Here is an 18,525-nt window from a genome sequence, read left to right as displayed (position 1 = left end):
TCCGTTAAGTCCGTGGTCCCCCTTAATATCTCTATTCCCACCTTATAAAAATATAGGAGGACGAATATGGATATTGTCATTAGAGAACTGAGGGCTGGGGATGATGAGTGTGGTTCAAACATTGATGGGAGCTTTATCGTAGACTCTACCCTTGTCTTGCAACTAATGGGACAGCGAATCGGATATACGGTGAAGGAGAGCCCTCTTCGGAATAAAAGCTACGATGATGAACAGCTTGAAGAAGATACGCTTGTGGATTATTCGAACTATATCGGCAATCCCCATCAAATCATTTATGTAGCGCTCGTAAATAATCAAGTTGTAGGTCAAATTGTTTTGAAAAGAAATTGGAACAAATTTGCCTATGTGGAAGATATCAAAGTGGATAAGCAATACAGAGGATACGGCATCGGTAAAAAACTAATCGAACAGGCTAAACGCTGGACGAAGGATGGCGGTATGACGGGAATCATGCTGGAGACACAAAGTACTAATGTCCGCGCATGTAAATTCTACGAAAGCTGTGGTTTTGTGATCGGAGGTTTCGATTCCTACGTTTACAGAGGTCTAGATAAAGATAGTGATGAGATAGCCATTTATTGGTATCTCATGCTTGATTAATAAGTGATTGATCCTCAGCATATGTCTTAAGAAGCCGAAATAATGGCAGCTTCTTTCAGACATTCCCCAAGTTGAGAGTTAGCGCAAAATAAGCAGCCGCAGTCTAAGACTTTTATTTTTTAAGTCATAGTCAGCGGCTTTTTAAATTTGAACATGAGTCTGAATCTTATTTTGTACGACTGAAGATTTTTCCTGAAACAACTCCCGGCATATCAAGGATTTCAGTCTATTGCTTTATTTTCAATGAACATCTAAGTCTGTCTATGCTCCCCTTTTGACATTTAGATTGAAATCCTCATGCATCTGAGAAGTCTGAAAAAAACCAAAAAAGATGTTTCCTTGCACGACCCAATTGGGACGGATAAAGAAGGCAATGAAATCACCTTGATCGACGTCCTTGGCACAGAAACAGACGAAGTGGTCGACGCTGTGCAGCTCAAGCTGGAGTCCAATAAAATTTACCAGCACATACACATCCTCGATGAGCGTGAAAAAGAGGTCATCATCGGCAGATTTGGGCTGGATCAGGACAAAGAAAAGACACAGCGCGAAATTGCGCGTGAGCTGGGCATTTCTCGTTCGTATGTATCCCGTATCGAAAAGCGAGCGTTAATGAAGTTGTTTAATGAGTTTTATCGGACGAAGCAACCGCAGAATCGGTAGTTTTTCGCAGCGGGGGCAGTTTTTTGAGTAAATAGGATGAAGCCACTCGGACGCCGGGCGGCAATGGAAGTGGAGGATTTGGTAATGGAGAGACACCCAATTACTCCTTACCAGTTGAAATTACCAATTTAGCGGGTTAAAAAACTTTATCGTCTGGAAATGTTCATTCTTTGGGTGTAAGTGCGGAAGGAGTTGCTTTTGGCTGGGGAGGCAATACTTTCGGACAAATTGGAGATGGAACCAAAAGTGGCAAAATCACACCAATTCAAGTTAAAAAAAGCGCCGCTGCGTTAGGCAACCAACAAATGACTCCTGAATTCATCAGGGGTCATTTTCTACTTGGGTTGTAATACGAAATGTACTCCTCAACTTGTGCTCGTAATTCCTGAATAGAAGTACACGTATTATACTCCAGCTCATTCTCATATGGCCCAAAAAGGTCTCCATTGAAGCATTATCCCAACAGTTTTTCTTTCGGGACATTGATTGCTGAAATCCTGCTTTGGCGACGAGAAGACGAAATCCAGGGTGAGGATAATGCATGCCTTGATCAGAGTGTAAAATAGCTTCAGGAAGAAGAAAGATGGTGAGCCAGGATCTCTTATGTTGACCCATCTTTGAACTACCGACAGGTAGGCACATTGTCCATTCCCATAGTGCAAATAGGTAATATCGGTGAGCAAAACCTTTTCTGGTTCTCCCTGATCAAATTAGCGGTTGAAAAGATTTGGGTAGGTTTGGTGTTCTATCGTTGCTTTCGCCATTTTACGATAGGGGTTTGCTTGACGAATGGTTGCAACAAGCTTATATTTACACATTAATCTACGGATTTTCTTATGATTCATAATAATGCCATGTCTGCACTCAAGCCTCATTTTAATTACTTAAGCTCCTGCTTTTCCTTTCAAAGTATCAAATTGCTCTTTGATCAGCAAAAGATCAGGCTCGTCCGATTTCTCACGTAACTGTTTTGTTTCTTCGTTACTTATCCAGCGATAATAGCCACTTGAACTGACGCGAGCTACCTTGCACAAATAACGTGTGATACGTCGCAAGCTGTAATGACGAATGACATGGTTAATGATCTGATTGCGCTCGGAGGGCGTTAGCTTCTCCTCTGTATCTTCTGATTCTCGAGCGCCTCGAGCTTTTTTAGTAGGTCGTTCTCAGCCTTCAATAGTATATACGTGCTTCAGCACGTATTAGCTTTTCTTCAACGGACAATTCTCCAGAAGGTCTTCGACCTGTACTTCCTTTCCCTCTTGGCTCTTCAAGTAGTCCTGCCTCGCCATGAGCTTCATTTATATTACGCTAACGTCTAAGGCAATGCTTTGGTTTTTTCGACCGATCATATCCACATCCAATCCAGTATTACGAAAAAGTTCGAAAGGCGTTTTAGGGCATTTTTGTTGACATCAAGTAAAGCAACTCCCCTGAAGAAATTGGTGAACTAGTTGTGAAACAAGAGCGAGAATTATTCGTCAAAGTAAGTAAGAGGTAAAATTCCACATATTTACAGCTCGAGAGCGTTATAGTATTCTATCTTTTGTAACAAAATAGAAACAGAGGAAGTGAAATGAAAAAAGGCACCTCATTATTGCTAGGATTTTTATCAATTGTCACTTTACTGTCCGTACCAAACAACGCTTCTGCTTATTCCACTACAGGGTACTATTGGGATAAGAGTGTAGTTAGGTTTAACTACGCTGATGATATGAGTAGTGATTACGAAGACGAGTTCAAGGACGCTTTAGCCTCATGGAATAATGCTGTAGAAAAACATATAGGCTTTGGGTGAGATACAAAAAAGAGCAGAGTGTTCATCTTTAAAGAGGAGGACTATGGAAAAACAGGCTGGACTGCCGAAACATCAGTTACTCCGTACGATGGATCAGATATTATTAGAAATGCCTCGATGAGTCCCAACTCTTATTACATAGACGATATGAGTGCAAGTAAAAAAAAGGTGTTTTTGCTCACGAACTCGGTCATGTTCTTGGCTTAGACCATGCTAAAGACCCTCAACAAGTCATGTCTACTACTAAAGATGGGCGGAAAGTAAAAGAGCCTGGAGACGATTAAATTGCTGGTTATAATAATGTAAAGTGAATTAATCTCATATAGGAAGAATGAAAAATATAATGAAGAACAAAAGACAAATCATATTATCAACACTTGCATTAGGTGTTCTTGTCTGTGGGGGCTATCTATTTTTAGATTCTAATAAAATCGAAACGAGTCATGCTTACGACCAAACATCTCATAATCCAGCAAAAAGCGATAAGCAGATAATAAAAAAAGTAGATGTATCGGGAGATGTAGTAGAGGGTTTCGACAGTATCCAAAAGCTTAATGAAAGCGCTGAAGTGATTGCCGAGGTTGAAATCAATGAATCGGAGAGCTTCCAGTATAAAAACGTCGTTTTTACCCTTAGTGATGCAAAAGTCAAGCAAGTGTATAAGGGTGATGTAGATCCGGAAAGTGTGATCAAAATACTAGAGACCGGCGGATATAAAGATGGAACAGAGTATACTTTTGAAGGCAATGAAGTATTCGAATCAGGTGAAAAAGCGTATGTATACTTAGAAAAATATGAAGGTCCCGTTGCCGAAGACGCGTACGTAATTAAAGGGGGTTATCAAGGGAAATTCCTCGAAGAAGAAGGTAAGTTGCAGTTTCCTAACGGAGTGGCTAAAGGATTGCAAGTAAAAAGTGAAAGTCAATTAGAACTTGACTAAAATTAATGACACTAGACTTGCCCCCGCAAACACGCGAGGGCAAGTGTTTTAATCTTGCAAATTAACTCGCCCTGGTGATTAGCTAAGGCTGGTTCCTACATCAACCCAATCGTAGCAAGGGTTTAAATACAAAACCGAATTGATAGAAGGCCTCCCACATGGAGGTTTTTTTATTTGCATGTTCGCAATCTGTTCGTATAAAACACAAACAAACGTTCCTGTTTTCGTGGGAGTGGTTATTATGGCCTTATCTGATGTTGAGCGTAAGGTGCTTCGGATTATTGGAAATTATTCAGCAATGAAACCGAGACCTCCGAGTGTCGATGAGATATGCGTAAAGACCGGACGAAGCCACGAAGAAGTAATGGCGGTAATAAAAGTATCTGGCGAAGAATACATCGAGTGGCAAAGGTCGGAACCTTACAAGATGGAAGTATTTGAAACGTGGGAACGAAAGGGACGGTTATAATGGCAAAGAAAATCGAAAACTTATTCGGACCATCACGGTTTGTATTACCGGAGCAACGTGAACTATACCTGCAAATGAAAGAAGACGACAAACTCGTACCCATGCCTATACTTGGGCAGGATGAGCTTGAATCGTTTCATTACCAATTTAGAAACGCAGGACGAGAAAACTATGCTGTCGCGAATACTTGGTGGAAACATAAGGAGAATAGCATTGGAACTACGTGCAGGATGTGGAGAAAAGTTGAGTGGGTAGATACGAATAGCAGAAAGGTAAAGTTGCTTACAGATGAAGATGTCCAATGGATTCCGATGGATACCATTAGTGATGTTAGAAGCTAGGGGGTTCAATAGATGGCACAAGCATCTACACCAAAAAGACCTAATCGAGACGAGTTTGAATTAGAGGAATTGGGGAATCAGCTCGTAGAAGCAAAAGTGATGGCGATGAGAGGTCATTAACTGTATGGGGGATGTCGGAGAAAGTGCGGGGGCGAATCACGGTTCTTGACTCGCGTACGAGACTCGTTCACGTTGAAATAGACGAAACAACGAGGAAAACTCCTTTCTTAGATTTTATGAAAGATAGCTACATATAAAAAGAGAAAGTACAAATTGAATGTCTTCGAAAAAACTACGACCCGTATCTGTAAAAAAGCAGAGACTGGTCTTTTGTTTATTTTTGGTAGGGCAAAATAGCCACACTTTCCGATATTTACAAAAGAATGCTATTATCATGAATGGAAAACTGTTGCAGAGGTCCACAACATAGAGAGAAGAGAAGGTGCATTCATACGAGAATTAAAGAGATTGATTATCTAAGGGCTATCAGTGCTATTGCAGTAATCTTAATCCATGTAACAGCGAGTTATGTAGAAACTAGTGTTATGGCGTTTGCTTGGAATCAGGTAGCGCGTTTCGCTGTACCAATGTTTATTCTACTTTCAGGGTTAAGTCTTGCCTTAAGTGACCGGGGGAGGATAGGGAAACGAGAGTTTTTTAAAAGGCGGTATAATAAGATCTTACTACCGTATTTGATCTGGAGCATACTTTACTTTACCTATGCCCAGCAATACAATCTTGGGTCAGTCGAACCCTGGGTTCTTTTAACAACGCTAGGGAAGCATATGGTGAAAGGTACGGCTTACGTTCACCTATATTTCTTGGTGATCATTTGCCAACTCTATCTAATATATCCATTCTTGAAGAGTCTTCTACGGACGAAGACGAATTGGACGCTAACAGTTTCGTTTATATCGACCTTAGTAATGCACATGGCAATTTATTTACATGCCAACCAACTCATCGTACTACCTAGCATCAAGGTACCTTATGTTATTCTTTTTCCTGTATGGGTGTTTTACTTCGTTTTGGGAATGTTCGTGGCAATGAGATTTAATAAATTCTCAGCATTTGTCGGAAAGCTGACGCTCTGGCAAACGTTTGTACCATGGTTAGCCTCTCTGATCGTATTGGTGGTCGATAGTAAATGGACGGACACTTTTGCCTCCTCAACTAAGCCGAGCACTTTGTTATACACGGTTGTAAGCGCCTTGTTCATGTACAGGCTGTCTACAAGCATGACTGGTTGGCCAAGGAAGGTATTACACTCGGTCTGTTGGTTCTCTACCCATTCCTTTTTCATTTACCTGATCCATCCTTTGATCATTAGTGAACTGTTTCACTTCAAAGGATTGAGAGTAGGAGATTCAGGATTAGTAATGTTATTTATACTTACGATTGTATGTTCCTGTGTCCTTACCTATTTGGGCAGTCGGTTTAAATTCGTCCATTTGTTCGGGGGAGTCTTCATCAGACCAAAGCTGAGAAAAGAAATTGATACAAAGGTAGATTATTCAAATTGAGAAGCAGTTGTAGATAATTGAGGATACCTTTTCTAACTGGGCACCGAAAAACACCAAGGTAAACGAACTTTGAATAAACAACAAGGAAAATCCCTTTCCTGGTCATTATGAAGGTACTTACGAGTAATTACCAGCGCATGTGTCTTTTGGTATTGATACAATTGTAGTGGTGATGATATATGGAATTTATATACCTGACGCTGCTCGAGCAAGCTGATAATCCATTCATCGCCAGTATTCGTAGACTATATTCTTTCAGCATAGACGAGCGTTAAGAATGTACGAGGCACCTTCCTGTTATAGGAGGTGCCTCGGCATGTTATTTGGTATATTCCATTACTTCAAAGGATTGAATCTTACTGAAAGCTACATAATCTTTTCGAGCGGTAAACGGCCCTTTGTTAAAGTCCTTATCGAACATGTATGTTTCTTTTCCTCTACCGTCAGCGCGGTCATTGTACCAGTCAATGAAGTCCTGTACTTCGGATGCAGTCAGCTCAAATTCTTTTTCAAGTCCACTGATCATTTTAATTACAAGAAGTGCGTTATCACCAGTTGGAATTGGTTCTGGATCAGGGTCTGGGGTTGAATTAATTTTCTCCATCATTTCCATTTGGCCTAATGAAATCGCCCATCCACCATTGTTCGCAGTAATAAAAATTCTGTACTTGTTATAGCTATTTGAGTTGTTGAACATAAATTCTTTCTTGGTGCCTGGAACCCAGTCCGTGATACCCGATTGTGAATCTAAAACGATCCAATCGGCTCCATTCCATGCTTGAAATTGCCAATCTTTTGGTGCCTGTGACATACCATCAGTCGGACTACCTGAATGAGCATAATTTTTGGGTTCCAAAGTATATTTTTGTATTTGTTTCTTTGAGGTAAATTCAAATTGTAACCACTCATTTGATGTAGTTAGTGAAGCCCAAACATCAAAGCCATCAGGAATTGTAGTATCATCAAAAGCCAAATAAGCAAAATACTTTTGTTGTTCTTGGTTTTCACTACTTGCACTTGCGATTCCCTCTGGTGATGAGTGGCTTGTCATTGTAGGAATCAAATCCTTAGTATATTGATCCTCCGCATGACCAATGTTCTGGCCAGAAAATAAAATGGAAAACATAAGAGCAAAGCTAAAGAATTGCTTGCTGAACCTCTTTGTTAAAATCATTATAATCCCCCTTGAAATGTTAAAAATGGATAATAAAACAAATTACTTCAGAAATATATTACATTTCGATGATTTGAGCAAAACAGTAAAAGGAATAAATTCAAATCAAAGGAATGCTCAGGGGAATGTTCATAAGGTGTTCAAGAAATAGCAAACCCGTCCCTGTTTTGAGGGGACGGGTTTCTTTACTAATACCTATACTACTGCTTTTCCCACTTGCCGTTTTCCAGTACGAACTCTACAGCTGTGTTCGTTCCATCCGCATATTGCCGCAGTACGTACAGACTTTCGCCGGATTCGTGTAAATGGATTTGAGGCATTTTATCGCCCACTGAAAGATTGCTAGTCAGCTCTTTAACCTCTTTGAATAGGTCTTTGTCCATTTTCCAAACGTCGGCTTTTTCAATTGCGCGTATTTAGACAAATCTACGCCAGTGTCGGCAACGATCTCCGTAGCTCTTTGAGTGAGTAGATTATCGAAGGCTTGAGCCTCCTTTTTCGCCTCTTCGCTGGTCAATTCTTCCCTAACAAACTGCCAATCCGTCGGATTGTATGTGACTGTATCCTGTGACTGATCAAAATCTAAAACAGCTATTTATCTGTTTTTTTAAAATATGCCTAATTATAGGATTTTTTAAAAATGGAGAAATAGTTTCTTTTTCATATACGACATTATAGTTATCTCTTAATCATTGGAACTGTAACAGTAAAGCGAGTTATACCCTGATGAGAATAAACTTTGATTCTCGTGTGTACCTTTCATTAAGTCCAAAGCTTATTCAAAAAACAGATAAACACATAGGGTGAATGAAATCACCTTGATCGACGTCCTCGGCACAGAAACCGACGAAGTGGTCGACGCTGTGCAACCCTCGATGAGCGTGAAAAAGAGGTCATCATCGGCAGATTTGGGCTGGATCAGGACAAAGAAAAGACACAGCGCGAAATTGCGCGTGAGCTGGGCATTTCTCGTTCGTATGTATCCCGTATCGAAAAGCGAGCGTTAATGAAGTTGTTTAATGAGTTTTATCGGACGAAGCAACCGCAGAATCGGTAGTTTTTCGCAGCGGGGGCAGTTTTTTTAGTAAATAGGATGAAGCCACTCGGGCGCCGGGTGGCTTTTCTATTTGCATGCTGATCAAGAGGCTCCCTATTGGATCAGTCAAAACGCAGATGGAAGTCCAATCAGCATTCCCCAGTTTTCGTGAATGGGCATGAGCACGGAATCACCATAAGAACAAAGCCATTTCTTCATACGATTGCCTCGGGCATTCATTTGACTTGTCCCACAAAAAACTCCCGATAACGGGAGTTTTCCATTTAAAAACGACGCATCGAATGTATTTGCGTTCTGTGGTGATGGGCCCGCATGCGATGGAAGTGTTCTCTTTCTCGAAAGGTATGATGACGCATGCGATCATGGCGATGTTCAAAAGCCAACGAGCGATAGCGATCTGCTTGCCGCAAGTGATGACGCATTCTCCGTCTATGATGCTCAATCGGATCCATGACACTGCCCCCTTAGCGTTGGTACTTATATGCTATGAGGACAGCTCCTTGCTTGCTTATGCATGTGTGGATACCACCATGAAGGAATGGAAAAGAGGCGTAAAGCCTTTAGCTTTCGCCCCCTTCTCAATAAGTAATCTCTTACTCAATGCGCGGTCTGGTCGGGAAACAGTCTGGTGATTGCACGTCGGAAACCTCAGATAGCTTCATCAAATAGTAGCATTCTTCCCGAGACATATGGTCGGCCATGAGCGGGGAGAAAACGCCTAGCAATTCATCACGCATCCGCATCTCTTCCAATTCATGCAAGAATACTTGAAAAAGCTTCATTTCTATTTCTGCTTGATGGTTAAAACGGCGTAGTGCCGGGAAGTTATGCAGGTTCGTTCGGAGGTACCCGGCTAATTCCACCGCTTTTAAGTAAAAGTGCTCGAACTTTTTGGTAAATCGTTCGCTTTTGAGCTGATAGTCTTTTTCCACCATGTCCAAAAGGGAAGTGATGGTGGCTGCATGCCCTACCGCATCGGATAGCCACAGAAGGTGGAGCTCTACCGGGTGATTGGCAGGCGGCAAGCTTCCAGAGAGAAAAGCATGCAAAATTCGTTCGTACTCTTCTAGCTCATTGACCATGTGGTTCATAAACGTTGGAGGGAGGCTGATCGATATTTTACTGATGAGATGCCTTTCTAGAATGTGGAGTTTAAAATCACGAAGTTGTTGGGTGAGTGTGCTTGCTTGCTGGTTAAGTGTGTGCAGTTCATCGGAAGACAGGTTTTGCCTGGCGTTTCCCAGCAAGTGGTCAAATGAATCGATAAAGTAAACGGCTCTTTCAATTTCCTGCTCTTCATTCGGAGCAAGCGATTGAAAAATAAAGCGGGCATGATCGCCCAGAATTTGTAGCCAGAAACGATGCTCAAACAACATACTCTCTCGCAATGGGTCGTTCACTGTTGTTCCCTCCTTACTCCACTCAAGATATGTAAAAACGCCCAGAAGTGTGTAACGGATTGACCTTGACTCCCAAATGGACATAAATGGTAAAATGCTTGTAGGAGGATCAGCAGTAAGGGGGAGAATATGAAGAGACCAATCATAAATATTCCAAAGACAGGCAGCGAATGGTTATGGGATGTAGTTGGTTTTTTATTTTTCGTGGGATCGCTACTCTTTTTAGTCTTTGCATGGAATAAGCTTCCTGACGAGGTGCCTGCCCATTACAATGCTTTGGGGGAAGTAGATCGCTGGAGCTCAAAATGGGAACTGCTTCTGTTACCTGGGATTGGCGTCTTTATCATTTTCCTCATGCAGGTACTCGAGAAACATCCGGAGTTGCATAACTATCCGGCACGCTTCTCTGAATCGAATGCCAAACAGTTTTATTTGCACAGTCGAAAAATCGTGAATCAAATAAAAAATAGCTGCTTAATTATTTTTTCCGTAATCTTGTTGGAGTCGGTCTCCATTGCGCTAGGATGGGGAGGCGGCTTTGGGAAGTGGTTTCTGCCGATCACCATCGTTGGGATGATCGTTCTGCTTGTAATAGGGATCGTGAAACAAAAAAAGATTCAATGAGAAGAATGAGCGAGAGGTACCTTTAACAGGAAGGGCCTCTCCTTTGTTTTTTTGCAACGAAAATCATAAGGACATATGTCCTTCCCTATCCACCTTGCCATCCCTTTTAATTAGGAACAGATCAGTGTGAGGTGAGAGGATGAAAGGGATTGTTTTTGCGATTTTCGGCGGTGTTTTCATTACCTTGCAAGGTGTAGCGAATTCAAGAATCAGTCAAGATATTGGGGCGTGGCAAACCGCGACACTTACGCAGTTAACGGGCTTCCTCACGGCTTTTTTCCTCCTGTTGTTTTTTCGGGATGGAAAATGGCAGGCATACAGGCAAGTGAAACCGTTATATTTGACAGGTGGAGCATTCGCTGCGTTTATCATTTTTAGCAATGTTACGGCCATCCAGCATATCGGGGTAACCATGACGATTTCAGCCCTCTTGATTGCGCAGCTAAGCCTGACTTTTCTCATTGACAGCAATGGGTGGTTCAGTGTCGATAAACAAAAGATGAGGCTGCCGCATTTTATTGGGATCGGGATGATGATTCTGGGTGTGCTGATACTGAGAGCCTGATAGCGAGAGGGTGAAAACAGAGGGATGAAGGAAATTGAAAATCGTGAGCTTTTGCAACAATATCTCCATGACCATCAGTTAGCGTCTGTCTTTCATGAGCCTTTTCTGCCGCATTTGTCCTTGTACCAATTTGATCAAGGGGAGCTCATTTGTGCCCAGGGTGAATTGGCCTGTCATCTGTATGTTTTGGTGAAGGGCAAAGTAAAGATTTTTACGACTTCCCCCGAAGGAAAAATACTGATCCTTTCCTTTAAAAAGCCGCTTGAAGTGATCGGAGATATTGAGTATGTAAGAGGAATTCCTTATCTGAATTCGGTGGAAGCTGCCTCGTCTGTTCAGATGATCGGGATTCATTATCGCTGGTTGAAAAAATACGGAACAGACTATGCTCCACTCCTGCATTTTTTACTGCAAATCATTACGAATAAATTTTGTGTGAAGTCCAACTCATTAAGCACCAACCTTCTGTATCCAGTAGAAGTACGTTTCGCTCGTTATTTGTTGTCCGTTTCGATAGAAGAGTGGGACCTTGCCAACAAAGAACAGATCAGTACGAGCAATCTCTTGGATGCAGCGAATATGATTGGAACGAGCTACAGACATTTGAATCGGGTCATTCAACAGTTCTGCAAGGAGGGACTGATTGAGCGTGCCAATGGATTCCTACTGATCAAGGATAGAGAAGGCTTAGCTCAGATGGCGAGCGAGACACTGAACGAATAAGGGGACAGGAGAGTCAAAATCATGGTAGTCGGGCTATTCTTCGCGTTACTGGCTGGCTTGTTGGTCAGCCTCCAAAATATTTTCAACAAGAAAGTAAGTGAACAGACAGGAACATGGTCTACGACGACTCTTGTGCTTGGGATGGGATTTCTGTCTTCTTTGACGATGGGTCTTATTTTCGAAGGCGATCAGTTGTTTTCACTTCCAGCTATGCAGCCGTGGTACTGGTTCAGCGGTATGATCGGCGTTGGGGTGGTCTTTTGTCTGGTACAAGGAATGAGACTGCTTGGCCCAACGTATGCCATCTCCATCGTTCTCACTGCCCAGCTCGGATTTGCTTTATGGTCTGATTCAATCGGCTGGTTAGGGCTGGTTCAAGTGCCGATGACATTTACGCAATTGTTTGGGGTTCTGGTCATTATCGGGGGTGTGATCGTATTTAAATTAGGCGGCGAATGGCAACAGAAACGCTCAATGAGTAAGATGTAAATTTTTTGTTGACTTAATTTTAAACGTCATGATAAAATAAAAAATTTTAAATCCGATTTTTGTGCTATAATGGATATAGATTGCTTTGAAGGAGGTGGACGTATGTTTCAAGTTGGAGACAAGGTTTTTTATCCGATGCACGGAGCAGGCGTAATCGAGGCGATGGAGGAGAAAGAATTTCTGGGTGAAAAACACCTCTATTATGTGCTCAACATGATGCTGAAAGAATTAAACATCATGGTCCCGGTTGAAAAGATGTCCGCTCTTGGTATTCGAAAGGTGGTCGAAGCCGACATTCTGGAGAATGTTTTGGCCGCCATGCGAGAGGGGCAACGCGACACCGCCTTGAATGCAGCGCAGCGCTACAAGCTTCATACAGAAAAAATGAAGAGTGGCGATATTTACGAGCAATCTGAGGTCATTCGTGATTTGGTTGGTATGAGTAAAGTTAAAGTATTGGGATCGAGCGACAAAATGATGTTGGATACTGCGCAGCAGCTCCTCATTAGTGAGATTGAACTTGTAAAAGACGTAGATACGGAACAGGCAACAGTGATGCTGAAGCATGCTGTATGCCCAGAAGAAATGTCTGAGATTGTGCCATAAATATTGTCCATACAAGGTAATCAAGGGGAGTGATTGTTACTGCAATCGCCCCCTTTTTTGTATGTCTTTTAGAGCAACAAGCCATGATCCAAGGAAAATTCTTGGCGATTGGCAAACTGTTGGTATCCAGCACGTAAAAAGGCTTTGGCCATTGGCGTGTTTTTTACATCGGTATCCGCGCGGATGTATGTTTCGCCTGCTTGTACAAGAACGTCTGTGGCCTGCTTCAGCAATCGATCAATATAGCCGTGTCCTCTTTGCTCGGGGAGAACCCCGATGTATCCAATTGTAGCGAAGGTAGGGCTGACCGTAGGCATCAAAAATCCAATGAGTTCATTTTTTTCTGTATAGGCAAGCTGCCACCATTCCGGTTCGTACTTCATTTGTTGCAAATCTTGGAACATCTCCTGTGCTTGGGTTAGAGGGCCTTTTTCCAAGCGCTCCTCTGTAATTTGTTGATCATGGGTGAATTGCGAGACACGCAGGATGGCATCCACAAATGCAGCCTCGCCAACCTCAGGAAGACTGCGGTACACGATCTGATCATGCGTTTCGTTTGACAGTAGAGCAGCTGCCTCCATCGGAGCATGCCATTCAAATCGGTTAGTTTCCCGGCTAATCCGAAAGCCGAGTGCTTCCAGAACATTTCTTCGCTCTTGGTGATCCGTTTGCCATTGAGGAGAGCAGGAAGGTGAATCCAGAACATAGCCGATTTTCTCCGAAAGATTCCCCGCCATGAGTGTGAAGACTTCACGTAAGAAATGAGCGCCGAGCGAAGGGCATTCTGTTTCTTTCCATGGAAGCTCCCACAATACCAAATCAGTTGCTTGTTTACTGCCAGGCAATGTCCAGAAGGCGAGACGACCAGCTATCTTGCCATGTACCTCCAGAACGAAGCACCAGTCCTGGCGCATAGCTCCTTGTGTGAACATTTTGTTGAGGTAAGCAGCTATATCATCCCGAACGGACGCAGGGTGGTCCGGAAATGCAAGAAATACAGGTAAATCCTCCGAGTGGATACGGCGAACGGTGATCATGCAAGTAATCTCTCCTTTGTAACCATCTAAAATAATTTTGTTAGTTACAAGTTGATTTTACCAAAATGTTCTGTGAATCGTCAATCGCCGTCTATGTAGGAAAAGAGGAAGGGCAGGGAGCAAACTGCTCGCTCCCTCGTTTGTTCCTGTGTTATTCAATCAATACGCCCCGCGCTCTACCTATGATGCGGATGGCGCGATTCCACAGCAACTGGAGCTTTTTTCTCTGCAGAGGTCGCACATACAGATCAGGGCTTTTCAGATACGAACGCATGGGGATGACACGAAAGCATATACGCCCTTGACTTACATACCGTTGCGAAAACGTCGGGATGACCGAAATTTGCTCGAGTGAAATCTGATTCCTCTCATTCTTTTCGACAGTAAATCGCAGGATTGCCCCGCACTGGGATTGATCAAACGAGAGCATTTTCTCAGATGTGAAATTGCCCAAAGAATATGCGACTAGCGTTTGTCTCTTTGTTCCGTGAGCAGTCGTGATACTCGGGGTGACAACAGGCTGCAGAACATGTGGGTGAGCCCCGAGGATAACATCAGCACCGTTGTCGAGCAGGCTTTGTACGAGATGTCGCTGGCGTGTTGTCGGAGTATAGCGGAATTCAATCCCAAAGTGAAGGGAGATGATCACCACATCGACGAGAGGACGGACTTTTCTCAGGTCGGATAATATCGTGTCAAGATGAAGAAGTCGGACGATCCATGGCGTATGAGCGGGGATCACCTGCTTGTTTGTCCCGTAGGTGTAAGCAAGCAGGGCGATGCGAATTCCGTTTACCTCCTTGATCAGGTAGGTGCTTGCCTCTTCGGGGCTTCGATAGGTTCCGGTATGAGCGAGCTTGTATCGATCCAAAACATCAAGGGTTCGGCATAGTCCGGTTACTCCGCCATCCAGACAGTGGTTATTCACTGTAGTCAATACGTCAAATCCAGATGTTTTCAAGTCCCGAGCCAATTCATCTGGACAGTTGAAGCGAGGGTAACCGGTTCGTGCCGAACCGATTTGATAGGGCTGTGTTTTCCCGGAAAAGGTGGTTTCTAAATTGCCAATCGTGAGATCTGCCGCTGAGAGAATCGGTGCCACGGGATGAAACATATCCGTAAAAGAGAATTGATCTGTACCAGGCAACCTGGCAGTTGCCACCTGCTCTTTCCACATCAGAATGTCGCCTACAGCGGCGATGGTGGCCTTCTTTGTCATGCGCTTCACCTCCCCTCCTACTCTATTCCAGAAGTCGTCCGTCTGATTTGGATAGTAGCGGAACGTTTTCATAGATAATGGTCTATACAGGCTGTCTATGCCGTTCATACAATAGGAAAGCTGATCGAGAGAAGAACGAGGCAAAGGGGTGATGCCCGTGAAAAAGAAGAGAAGAGCTGCTGTCCCGGCAAACACACTGATTCTCGACAAGCCGGTTATCGCTGTGACGGGAAGTGCAGGGAAAACCACAACAAAGGAAATGATCTATACCATCCTGAATCTACGCATGCCCACATATAAATCGATGTACAACAAGAACTTCCTGGGAAATACAAGAGCGCATGCCAAAAGAATTCGGGACGAGCACAAGTCCGCAGTGCTTGAGTATGGTATTTATCGAAGCGGTCATTTGCGACAGCATTGCAAAATCATACAGCCGTCGATGGGAGTCATTACGAATATTGGCACGGCTCATATCGGAAATTTTGGCGGTGATGCCAGGAAGCTGGCGTTAGCAAAAACGGAGTTAATTCGTCATATGAAACCCACGGGAACCATTTTTCTGAATTGGGACTGTCCTTATTCTCGCCAGTTTATTCAACAGCCTTATCTGGGTTCGTTCACGGGGAAAATCGTAACATTTGGCAAGGAGCAGGAGGCGGACTATAAGGCGGGGAGAACGAAAATGGAGGGCAACGGGTTTCGATTCGAATGTTCTTTGCGTGGAGAAAAGGAATCATTTTTTGTCCCCATTCCCGGCGAGCATAATTTGTACAACGCGTTGGCTGCTATTGCAGTCGCGCATACGATGGGGATTCCCGTCGATGTTATTCGTCGCGGGTTAAGTCAGTTTCGCGGACAGCGCAGACGACTAGCTAGCTATCGACTCGCGAATAACATTCAGGTGCTGGATGATACCTACAGCTCGAATCCGGATGCGGCCAAGGCAGCGATTGATGTGTTAAGCCAGGTAGGGCATACGACAAAAATCGCGGTGCTCGCCAGTATGCTGGAAATGGGTAAATACGACGTGAAAGGTCATGAGGATGTCGGGAAATATTTGAGTCAAAAAAATGTAGACTACTTATATACACTGGGAAGAAGTGCTAGGAATATTGCCAGAGCAGCGATTCTCTCCGGTTTTCCGGCAAATCGGGTCAGGCATTGCTTGAGTAAAGCAGGCTTGCATCGGCGTCTAGCAAAACAGCTGAAGCCAAATACAGCCGTTCTCGTAAAAGGATCGAATCAGTTGAAAATGGGAGAGACTGTACAATTTTTGTGCAGGGTAACTGCCAATCGAAGCGCTGGGAATGGATGAAAGAGTGGGGACGCCTGCGGGGTGGCGGACAAGGGATTTATATACAGGCTCTTGCGGAAAAAATAGGTGAATGACGGCGGGCAAACGCACATACCATCTGTGCGTTTGCTGCATTTCCTATAGGGAGACTAGTAGGAGGTGACACGTCATGTCATACCAATTTCCCCCTGGCGGTCCAGAAGGTTCCCCAGGTTATCAAGGTTCCCCCGGTTCCCCGGGAGGTTTTCCCCCTCCGCCACCAGGTCCTCCACCGAGCAGGACGCCAAGTGCACCGGGAGCAAGAGGCTATGGGGGAACCCGCCGGATCGATGCTGGCGGATTCTATCCCTGTTTATATCGTTACACGTACGTTTGGCTGCGAAATGGTCGCTCTTTCTGGTTTTACCCCGTCTACGTCAGCCGTAACTCTGTAGCCGGATATCGCTGGAGAAGATATCGGTGGGAGTATTACGGGACGGATTTGGATCGAATCTCCTATTTTACCTGCTAACGCCATTTGCGAGCAAAAAGGCCATTCCTTGGGAGGAAGGCCTTTTTATTTGGAAGGACTTATTTTATGGAGAGTGGAAAATCTTTGTGATCATGAATGTCTCCTTTTTCTACATGGACCTTCACTGTATAATCCCCGGCAGTGGGGAACTGTACGTTGCCTTCATACTGGCCAGCCGCAGTTTCCGTTGCATCGACGAAGCTGTGCTTCTCGTCATTTCCCCGCCAGAACTCGAATTTGACTGTCGCTTTGTCCAACGCTTTGTTGTTTTTCATGAGGTGAACAGTGAGAGCAGCTGGGGTTGCCACTTGAATATTGTCGGCTGGAGAGAAATGATAATCAACTGTATCAGCATTCACGTGACCTGCCGCCCCATGATCGTGCGACTGACCTGCGTCAGCTGGAGGAGCGGAGGGCGTAGCCCCAGGCGTCTCACCAGCCTTGCTGTTTACGGTGAACGGTGTCTTTTGCATATTGTGGAAATCACGTGCTGTCACATGGTAGTAGACAAAATAAGAACCTGGCTCGCTAATGGTTTGTTGGGCCGTATAGACACCGTCTCCTTGCAGCGAAGCCGGGATTGTTTCATGCTTTTCTTGCCCATCCCTCCACCATTCGAACTTCACTTCCTTGGCATCATCCACGGGTTGGCCATCTTGTGTGACTTTCACGGAGAAGGTAACGGTGTCGCCCGCTACAAGCTCCTTTGGCTCCAATGTAAAGGCAGCCTGAACGGGAGCTCCGGGTTGAAAAGCTTGTTGCTGGTTCTCTTTTCCACAAGCGGCTAAAAGGAGCATAAGCATGGATAAGAGCAGAATCATCGTACGTTTCATGTTGGATTACCCTTCCTTCTTCAATTTCAACAGTTCCTGATAAATTTGTTCGGGATCGAAATCGTCCCCCATGCCGAATTTTTGAATGACAGCATTGTTATCATCCACGAGATACGTACTCGATGTATGAGAGATAAATCCATCATCCATCTTATTGGCAAAAAAGCCAAGCGAATTTGTAACTGTTTTGATCGTTTCCTCATCACCCCGAAGCAGGGTCCAGCCTTGTTCTTGAATCCCCAACTGCTTGGCATAGTAGCGCATGACATCAGGGGTGTCGTTTTGCGGATCAATCGTGATGGTCAAAAACTCAACTTCTTGCCCCATCAGGTTTGCTTCGAGCAAGCGCTTTTGCAGCTGAACCATTTTTACCGTTGTCGTGGGACAAATATCCGGGCAACGGGTATAAATCAGCTCTACCAAGCGAAACGTTTTCTTTTGCGGTGCTAGCGAATAGGATTGTCCATCGATGGTTTGCAGAGTCACATCAGGTAATTTCGCCTGGGCGTTTTTGGGCCCGAACCAAACCCAAGAAGCGACAAGAGCAACAAGAACAAGGACGGGTAACAACAAGAGCAACCGTCTGATTCGGATTGCAGTAGCAGGGGCGATATTCACGTGTGTGTGGCGCCTCC

The 18,525-nt window shown here is 44.1% G+C and carries 21 protein-coding genes and 5 pseudogenes; 17 read left to right on the top strand and 9 right to left on the bottom strand.

Annotation, left to right across the window (positions count from 1 at the left end):
- The first annotated feature begins 66 nt into the window (after positions 1–66).
- From FB479_RS05480 to FB479_RS31230, 3 genes and pseudogenes are all read left to right on the top strand, one after another.
- The gene (locus tag FB479_RS05480) at positions 67–621 is read left to right on the top strand and encodes a GNAT family N-acetyltransferase (RefSeq protein WP_142063154.1); all 555 of its coding nucleotides are present in this window, start codon (positions 67–69) and stop codon (positions 619–621) included.
- A 288-nt stretch (positions 622–909) separates the two neighbouring features.
- Positions 910–1,284 (top strand): annotated as a pseudogene (locus tag FB479_RS05475) (sigma-70 family RNA polymerase sigma factor); the annotation flags it as partial.
- 158 nt (positions 1,285–1,442) lie between these two features.
- A pseudogene (locus FB479_RS31230) lies at positions 1,443–1,634 on the top strand (hypothetical protein); the annotation flags it as partial.
- Here FB479_RS31230 and FB479_RS30745 read toward each other — a convergent pair.
- Positions 1,613–1,675 carry a hypothetical protein gene (locus FB479_RS30745; RefSeq protein ID WP_255438328.1) on the bottom strand — a complete coding sequence of 21 codons (63 nt, stop codon included), beginning with the start codon at positions 1,673–1,675 and terminating at the stop codon, positions 1,613–1,615. The pseudogene FB479_RS31230 and the gene FB479_RS30745 sit on opposite strands and share 22 nt — an antisense overlap.
- 1,185 nt (positions 1,676–2,860) lie before the next feature.
- Here FB479_RS30745 and FB479_RS05465 point away from each other — a divergent pair.
- The 6 genes and pseudogenes from FB479_RS05465 (at position 2,861) to FB479_RS31220 (ending at position 6,355) form a co-directional block, all read left to right on the top strand.
- Positions 2,861–3,082, top strand: a complete 222-nt coding sequence (locus FB479_RS05465; RefSeq protein ID WP_142063149.1) for a hypothetical protein — start codon at positions 2,861–2,863, stop codon at positions 3,080–3,082.
- Positions 3,083–3,264: 182 nt separating this feature from the next.
- Positions 3,265–3,366, top strand: a pseudogene (locus FB479_RS31225) (hypothetical protein); the annotation flags it as partial.
- Between the two features lie 59 nt (positions 3,367–3,425).
- The gene (locus FB479_RS05455; protein WP_142063146.1) at positions 3,426–4,022 is read left to right on the top strand and encodes a hypothetical protein; all 597 of its coding nucleotides are present in this window, start codon (positions 3,426–3,428) and stop codon (positions 4,020–4,022) included.
- Between the two features lie 468 nt (positions 4,023–4,490).
- A complete protein-coding gene (locus tag FB479_RS05445) occupies positions 4,491–4,832 on the top strand; it encodes a YolD-like family protein (RefSeq protein ID WP_142063140.1) in 342 nt (113 codons plus the stop codon).
- A gap of 12 nt (positions 4,833–4,844) precedes the next feature.
- A pseudogene (locus FB479_RS05440) lies at positions 4,845–5,089 on the top strand (YolD-like family protein).
- A 141-nt stretch (positions 5,090–5,230) separates the two neighbouring features.
- Positions 5,231–6,355 carry an acyltransferase gene (locus FB479_RS31220; RefSeq protein WP_142063137.1) on the top strand — a complete coding sequence of 375 codons (1,125 nt, stop codon included), beginning with the start codon at positions 5,231–5,233 and terminating at the stop codon, positions 6,353–6,355.
- Between the two features lie 319 nt (positions 6,356–6,674).
- Here FB479_RS31220 and FB479_RS30850 read toward each other — a convergent pair whose 3' ends face one another.
- Positions 6,675–7,529, bottom strand: a complete 855-nt coding sequence (locus FB479_RS30850; RefSeq protein WP_255438289.1) for a discoidin domain-containing protein — start codon at positions 7,527–7,529, stop codon at positions 6,675–6,677.
- A 200-nt stretch (positions 7,530–7,729) separates the two neighbouring features.
- On the bottom strand, positions 7,730–7,912 hold the full coding sequence (locus FB479_RS05425; RefSeq protein WP_126435454.1) for a hypothetical protein: 183 nt from the start codon (positions 7,910–7,912) through the stop codon (positions 7,730–7,732).
- Positions 7,913–8,335: 423 nt separating this feature from the next.
- On the opposite strand from FB479_RS05425, the pseudogene FB479_RS05420 reads away from it, so the two are divergent.
- Positions 8,336–8,586 (top strand): annotated as a pseudogene (locus FB479_RS05420) (sigma-70 family RNA polymerase sigma factor); the annotation flags it as partial.
- A gap of 263 nt (positions 8,587–8,849) precedes the next feature.
- On the opposite strand, the gene FB479_RS05415 reads toward FB479_RS05420, so the two are convergent.
- The gene (locus tag FB479_RS05415) at positions 8,850–9,038 is read right to left on the bottom strand and encodes a hypothetical protein (RefSeq protein ID WP_106656698.1); all 189 of its coding nucleotides are present in this window, start codon (positions 9,036–9,038) and stop codon (positions 8,850–8,852) included.
- Positions 9,039–9,179: 141 nt separating this feature from the next.
- Positions 9,180–9,986: a DUF2935 domain-containing protein gene (locus tag FB479_RS05410; protein ID WP_142063134.1), complete on the bottom strand. Its 807-nt coding sequence runs from the start codon at positions 9,984–9,986 to the stop codon at positions 9,180–9,182.
- A 129-nt stretch (positions 9,987–10,115) separates the two neighbouring features.
- Here FB479_RS05410 and FB479_RS05405 point away from each other — a divergent pair, with 129 nt between their 5' ends.
- The 5 genes from FB479_RS05405 to FB479_RS05385 all read left to right on the top strand — a co-directional run bounded on the left by FB479_RS05405 (position 10,116) and on the right by FB479_RS05385 (position 12,993).
- A complete protein-coding gene (locus FB479_RS05405; RefSeq protein ID WP_142063131.1) occupies positions 10,116–10,610 on the top strand; it encodes a DUF1648 domain-containing protein in 495 nt (164 codons plus the stop codon).
- Positions 10,611–10,749: 139 nt separating this feature from the next.
- Complete coding sequence (locus FB479_RS05400; protein WP_142063128.1) at positions 10,750–11,175, top strand: DMT family transporter; 426 nt, start codon at positions 10,750–10,752, stop codon at positions 11,173–11,175.
- Positions 11,176–11,199: 24 nt separating this feature from the next.
- On the top strand, positions 11,200–11,898 hold the full coding sequence (locus tag FB479_RS05395; RefSeq protein ID WP_142063125.1) for a Crp/Fnr family transcriptional regulator: 699 nt from the start codon (positions 11,200–11,202) through the stop codon (positions 11,896–11,898).
- Positions 11,899–11,919: 21 nt separating this feature from the next.
- Positions 11,920–12,387 carry a DMT family transporter gene (locus FB479_RS05390; protein ID WP_142063122.1) on the top strand — a complete coding sequence of 156 codons (468 nt, stop codon included), beginning with the start codon at positions 11,920–11,922 and terminating at the stop codon, positions 12,385–12,387.
- A 102-nt stretch (positions 12,388–12,489) separates the two neighbouring features.
- Entirely contained in the window at positions 12,490–12,993 is a 504-nt protein-coding gene (locus FB479_RS05385) for a CarD family transcriptional regulator (RefSeq protein WP_106656693.1), read from the top strand.
- Between the two features lie 68 nt (positions 12,994–13,061).
- Here the strand turns inward: FB479_RS05385 and FB479_RS05380 are convergent, their stop codons facing one another.
- Complete coding sequence (locus FB479_RS05380; protein WP_142063117.1) at positions 13,062–14,030, bottom strand: GNAT family N-acetyltransferase; 969 nt, start codon at positions 14,028–14,030, stop codon at positions 13,062–13,064.
- Between the two features lie 151 nt (positions 14,031–14,181).
- Positions 14,182–15,249: a CapA family protein gene (locus FB479_RS05375; RefSeq protein WP_255438288.1), complete on the bottom strand. Its 1,068-nt coding sequence runs from the start codon at positions 15,247–15,249 to the stop codon at positions 14,182–14,184.
- A 151-nt stretch (positions 15,250–15,400) separates the two neighbouring features.
- On the opposite strand from FB479_RS05375, the gene FB479_RS05370 reads away from it, so the two are divergent.
- On the top strand, positions 15,401–16,567 hold the full coding sequence (locus FB479_RS05370; RefSeq protein ID WP_142063111.1) for a UDP-N-acetylmuramoyl-tripeptide--D-alanyl-D-alanine ligase: 1,167 nt from the start codon (positions 15,401–15,403) through the stop codon (positions 16,565–16,567).
- A gap of 287 nt (positions 16,568–16,854) precedes the next feature.
- Positions 16,855–16,980, top strand: a complete 126-nt coding sequence (locus FB479_RS30845) for a hypothetical protein (RefSeq protein WP_255438287.1) — start codon at positions 16,855–16,857, stop codon at positions 16,978–16,980.
- 136 nt (positions 16,981–17,116) lie between these two features.
- Here the strand turns inward: FB479_RS30845 and FB479_RS05360 are convergent, their stop codons facing one another.
- Together FB479_RS05360 and FB479_RS05355 are read right to left on the bottom strand one after the other, a co-directional pair.
- Complete coding sequence (locus tag FB479_RS05360) at positions 17,117–17,890, bottom strand: FixH family protein (protein ID WP_142063108.1); 774 nt, start codon at positions 17,888–17,890, stop codon at positions 17,117–17,119.
- 6 nt (positions 17,891–17,896) lie between these two features.
- Positions 17,897–18,508: an SCO family protein gene (locus FB479_RS05355; RefSeq protein WP_106656688.1), complete on the bottom strand. Its 612-nt coding sequence runs from the start codon at positions 18,506–18,508 to the stop codon at positions 17,897–17,899.
- Positions 18,509–18,525 lie beyond the last annotated feature (17 nt).

It is taken from the genome of Brevibacillus sp. AG162, from assembly GCF_006715575.1.
Lineage (GTDB): Bacteria > Bacillota > Bacilli > Brevibacillales > Brevibacillaceae > Brevibacillus > Brevibacillus brevis.
This window is presented reverse-complemented; position numbering and strand designations above follow the sequence as displayed.

Excerpts from the sequence above, each read along its gene's own strand:
- FB479_RS05480 (WP_142063154.1), top strand. The coding sequence starts at position 67 with ATGGATATTGTCATTAGAGAACTGAGGGCTGGGGATGATGAGTGTGGT.
- FB479_RS05465 (WP_142063149.1), top strand. The coding sequence starts at position 2,861 with ATGAAAAAAGGCACCTCATTATTGCTAGGATTTTTATCAATTGTCACT.
- FB479_RS05455 (WP_142063146.1), top strand. The coding sequence starts at position 3,426 with ATGAAGAACAAAAGACAAATCATATTATCAACACTTGCATTAGGTGTT.
- FB479_RS05445 (WP_142063140.1), top strand. The coding sequence starts at position 4,491 with ATGGCAAAGAAAATCGAAAACTTATTCGGACCATCACGGTTTGTATTA.
- FB479_RS31220 (WP_142063137.1), top strand. The coding sequence starts at position 5,231 with ATGGAAAACTGTTGCAGAGGTCCACAACATAGAGAGAAGAGAAGGTGC.
- FB479_RS30850 (WP_255438289.1), bottom strand. The coding sequence starts at position 7,529 with ATGATTTTAACAAAGAGGTTCAGCAAGCAATTCTTTAGCTTTGCTCTT.
- FB479_RS05425 (WP_126435454.1), bottom strand. The coding sequence starts at position 7,912 with ATGGACAAAGACCTATTCAAAGAGGTTAAAGAGCTGACTAGCAATCTT.
- FB479_RS05415 (WP_106656698.1), bottom strand. The coding sequence starts at position 9,038 with ATGGATCCGATTGAGCATCATAGACGGAGAATGCGTCATCACTTGCGG.
- FB479_RS05405 (WP_142063131.1), top strand. The coding sequence starts at position 10,116 with ATGAAGAGACCAATCATAAATATTCCAAAGACAGGCAGCGAATGGTTA.
- FB479_RS05400 (WP_142063128.1), top strand. The coding sequence starts at position 10,750 with ATGAAAGGGATTGTTTTTGCGATTTTCGGCGGTGTTTTCATTACCTTG.
- FB479_RS05395 (WP_142063125.1), top strand. The coding sequence starts at position 11,200 with ATGAAGGAAATTGAAAATCGTGAGCTTTTGCAACAATATCTCCATGAC.
- FB479_RS05390 (WP_142063122.1), top strand. The coding sequence starts at position 11,920 with ATGGTAGTCGGGCTATTCTTCGCGTTACTGGCTGGCTTGTTGGTCAGC.
- FB479_RS05385 (WP_106656693.1), top strand. The coding sequence starts at position 12,490 with ATGTTTCAAGTTGGAGACAAGGTTTTTTATCCGATGCACGGAGCAGGC.
- FB479_RS05380 (WP_142063117.1), bottom strand. The coding sequence starts at position 14,030 with ATGATCACCGTTCGCCGTATCCACTCGGAGGATTTACCTGTATTTCTT.
- FB479_RS05375 (WP_255438288.1), bottom strand. The coding sequence starts at position 15,249 with ATGACAAAGAAGGCCACCATCGCCGCTGTAGGCGACATTCTGATGTGG.
- FB479_RS05370 (WP_142063111.1), top strand. The coding sequence starts at position 15,401 with ATGCCCGTGAAAAAGAAGAGAAGAGCTGCTGTCCCGGCAAACACACTG.
- FB479_RS30845 (WP_255438287.1), top strand. The coding sequence starts at position 16,855 with ATGGGGGAACCCGCCGGATCGATGCTGGCGGATTCTATCCCTGTTTAT.
- FB479_RS05360 (WP_142063108.1), bottom strand. The coding sequence starts at position 17,890 with ATGAAACGTACGATGATTCTGCTCTTATCCATGCTTATGCTCCTTTTA.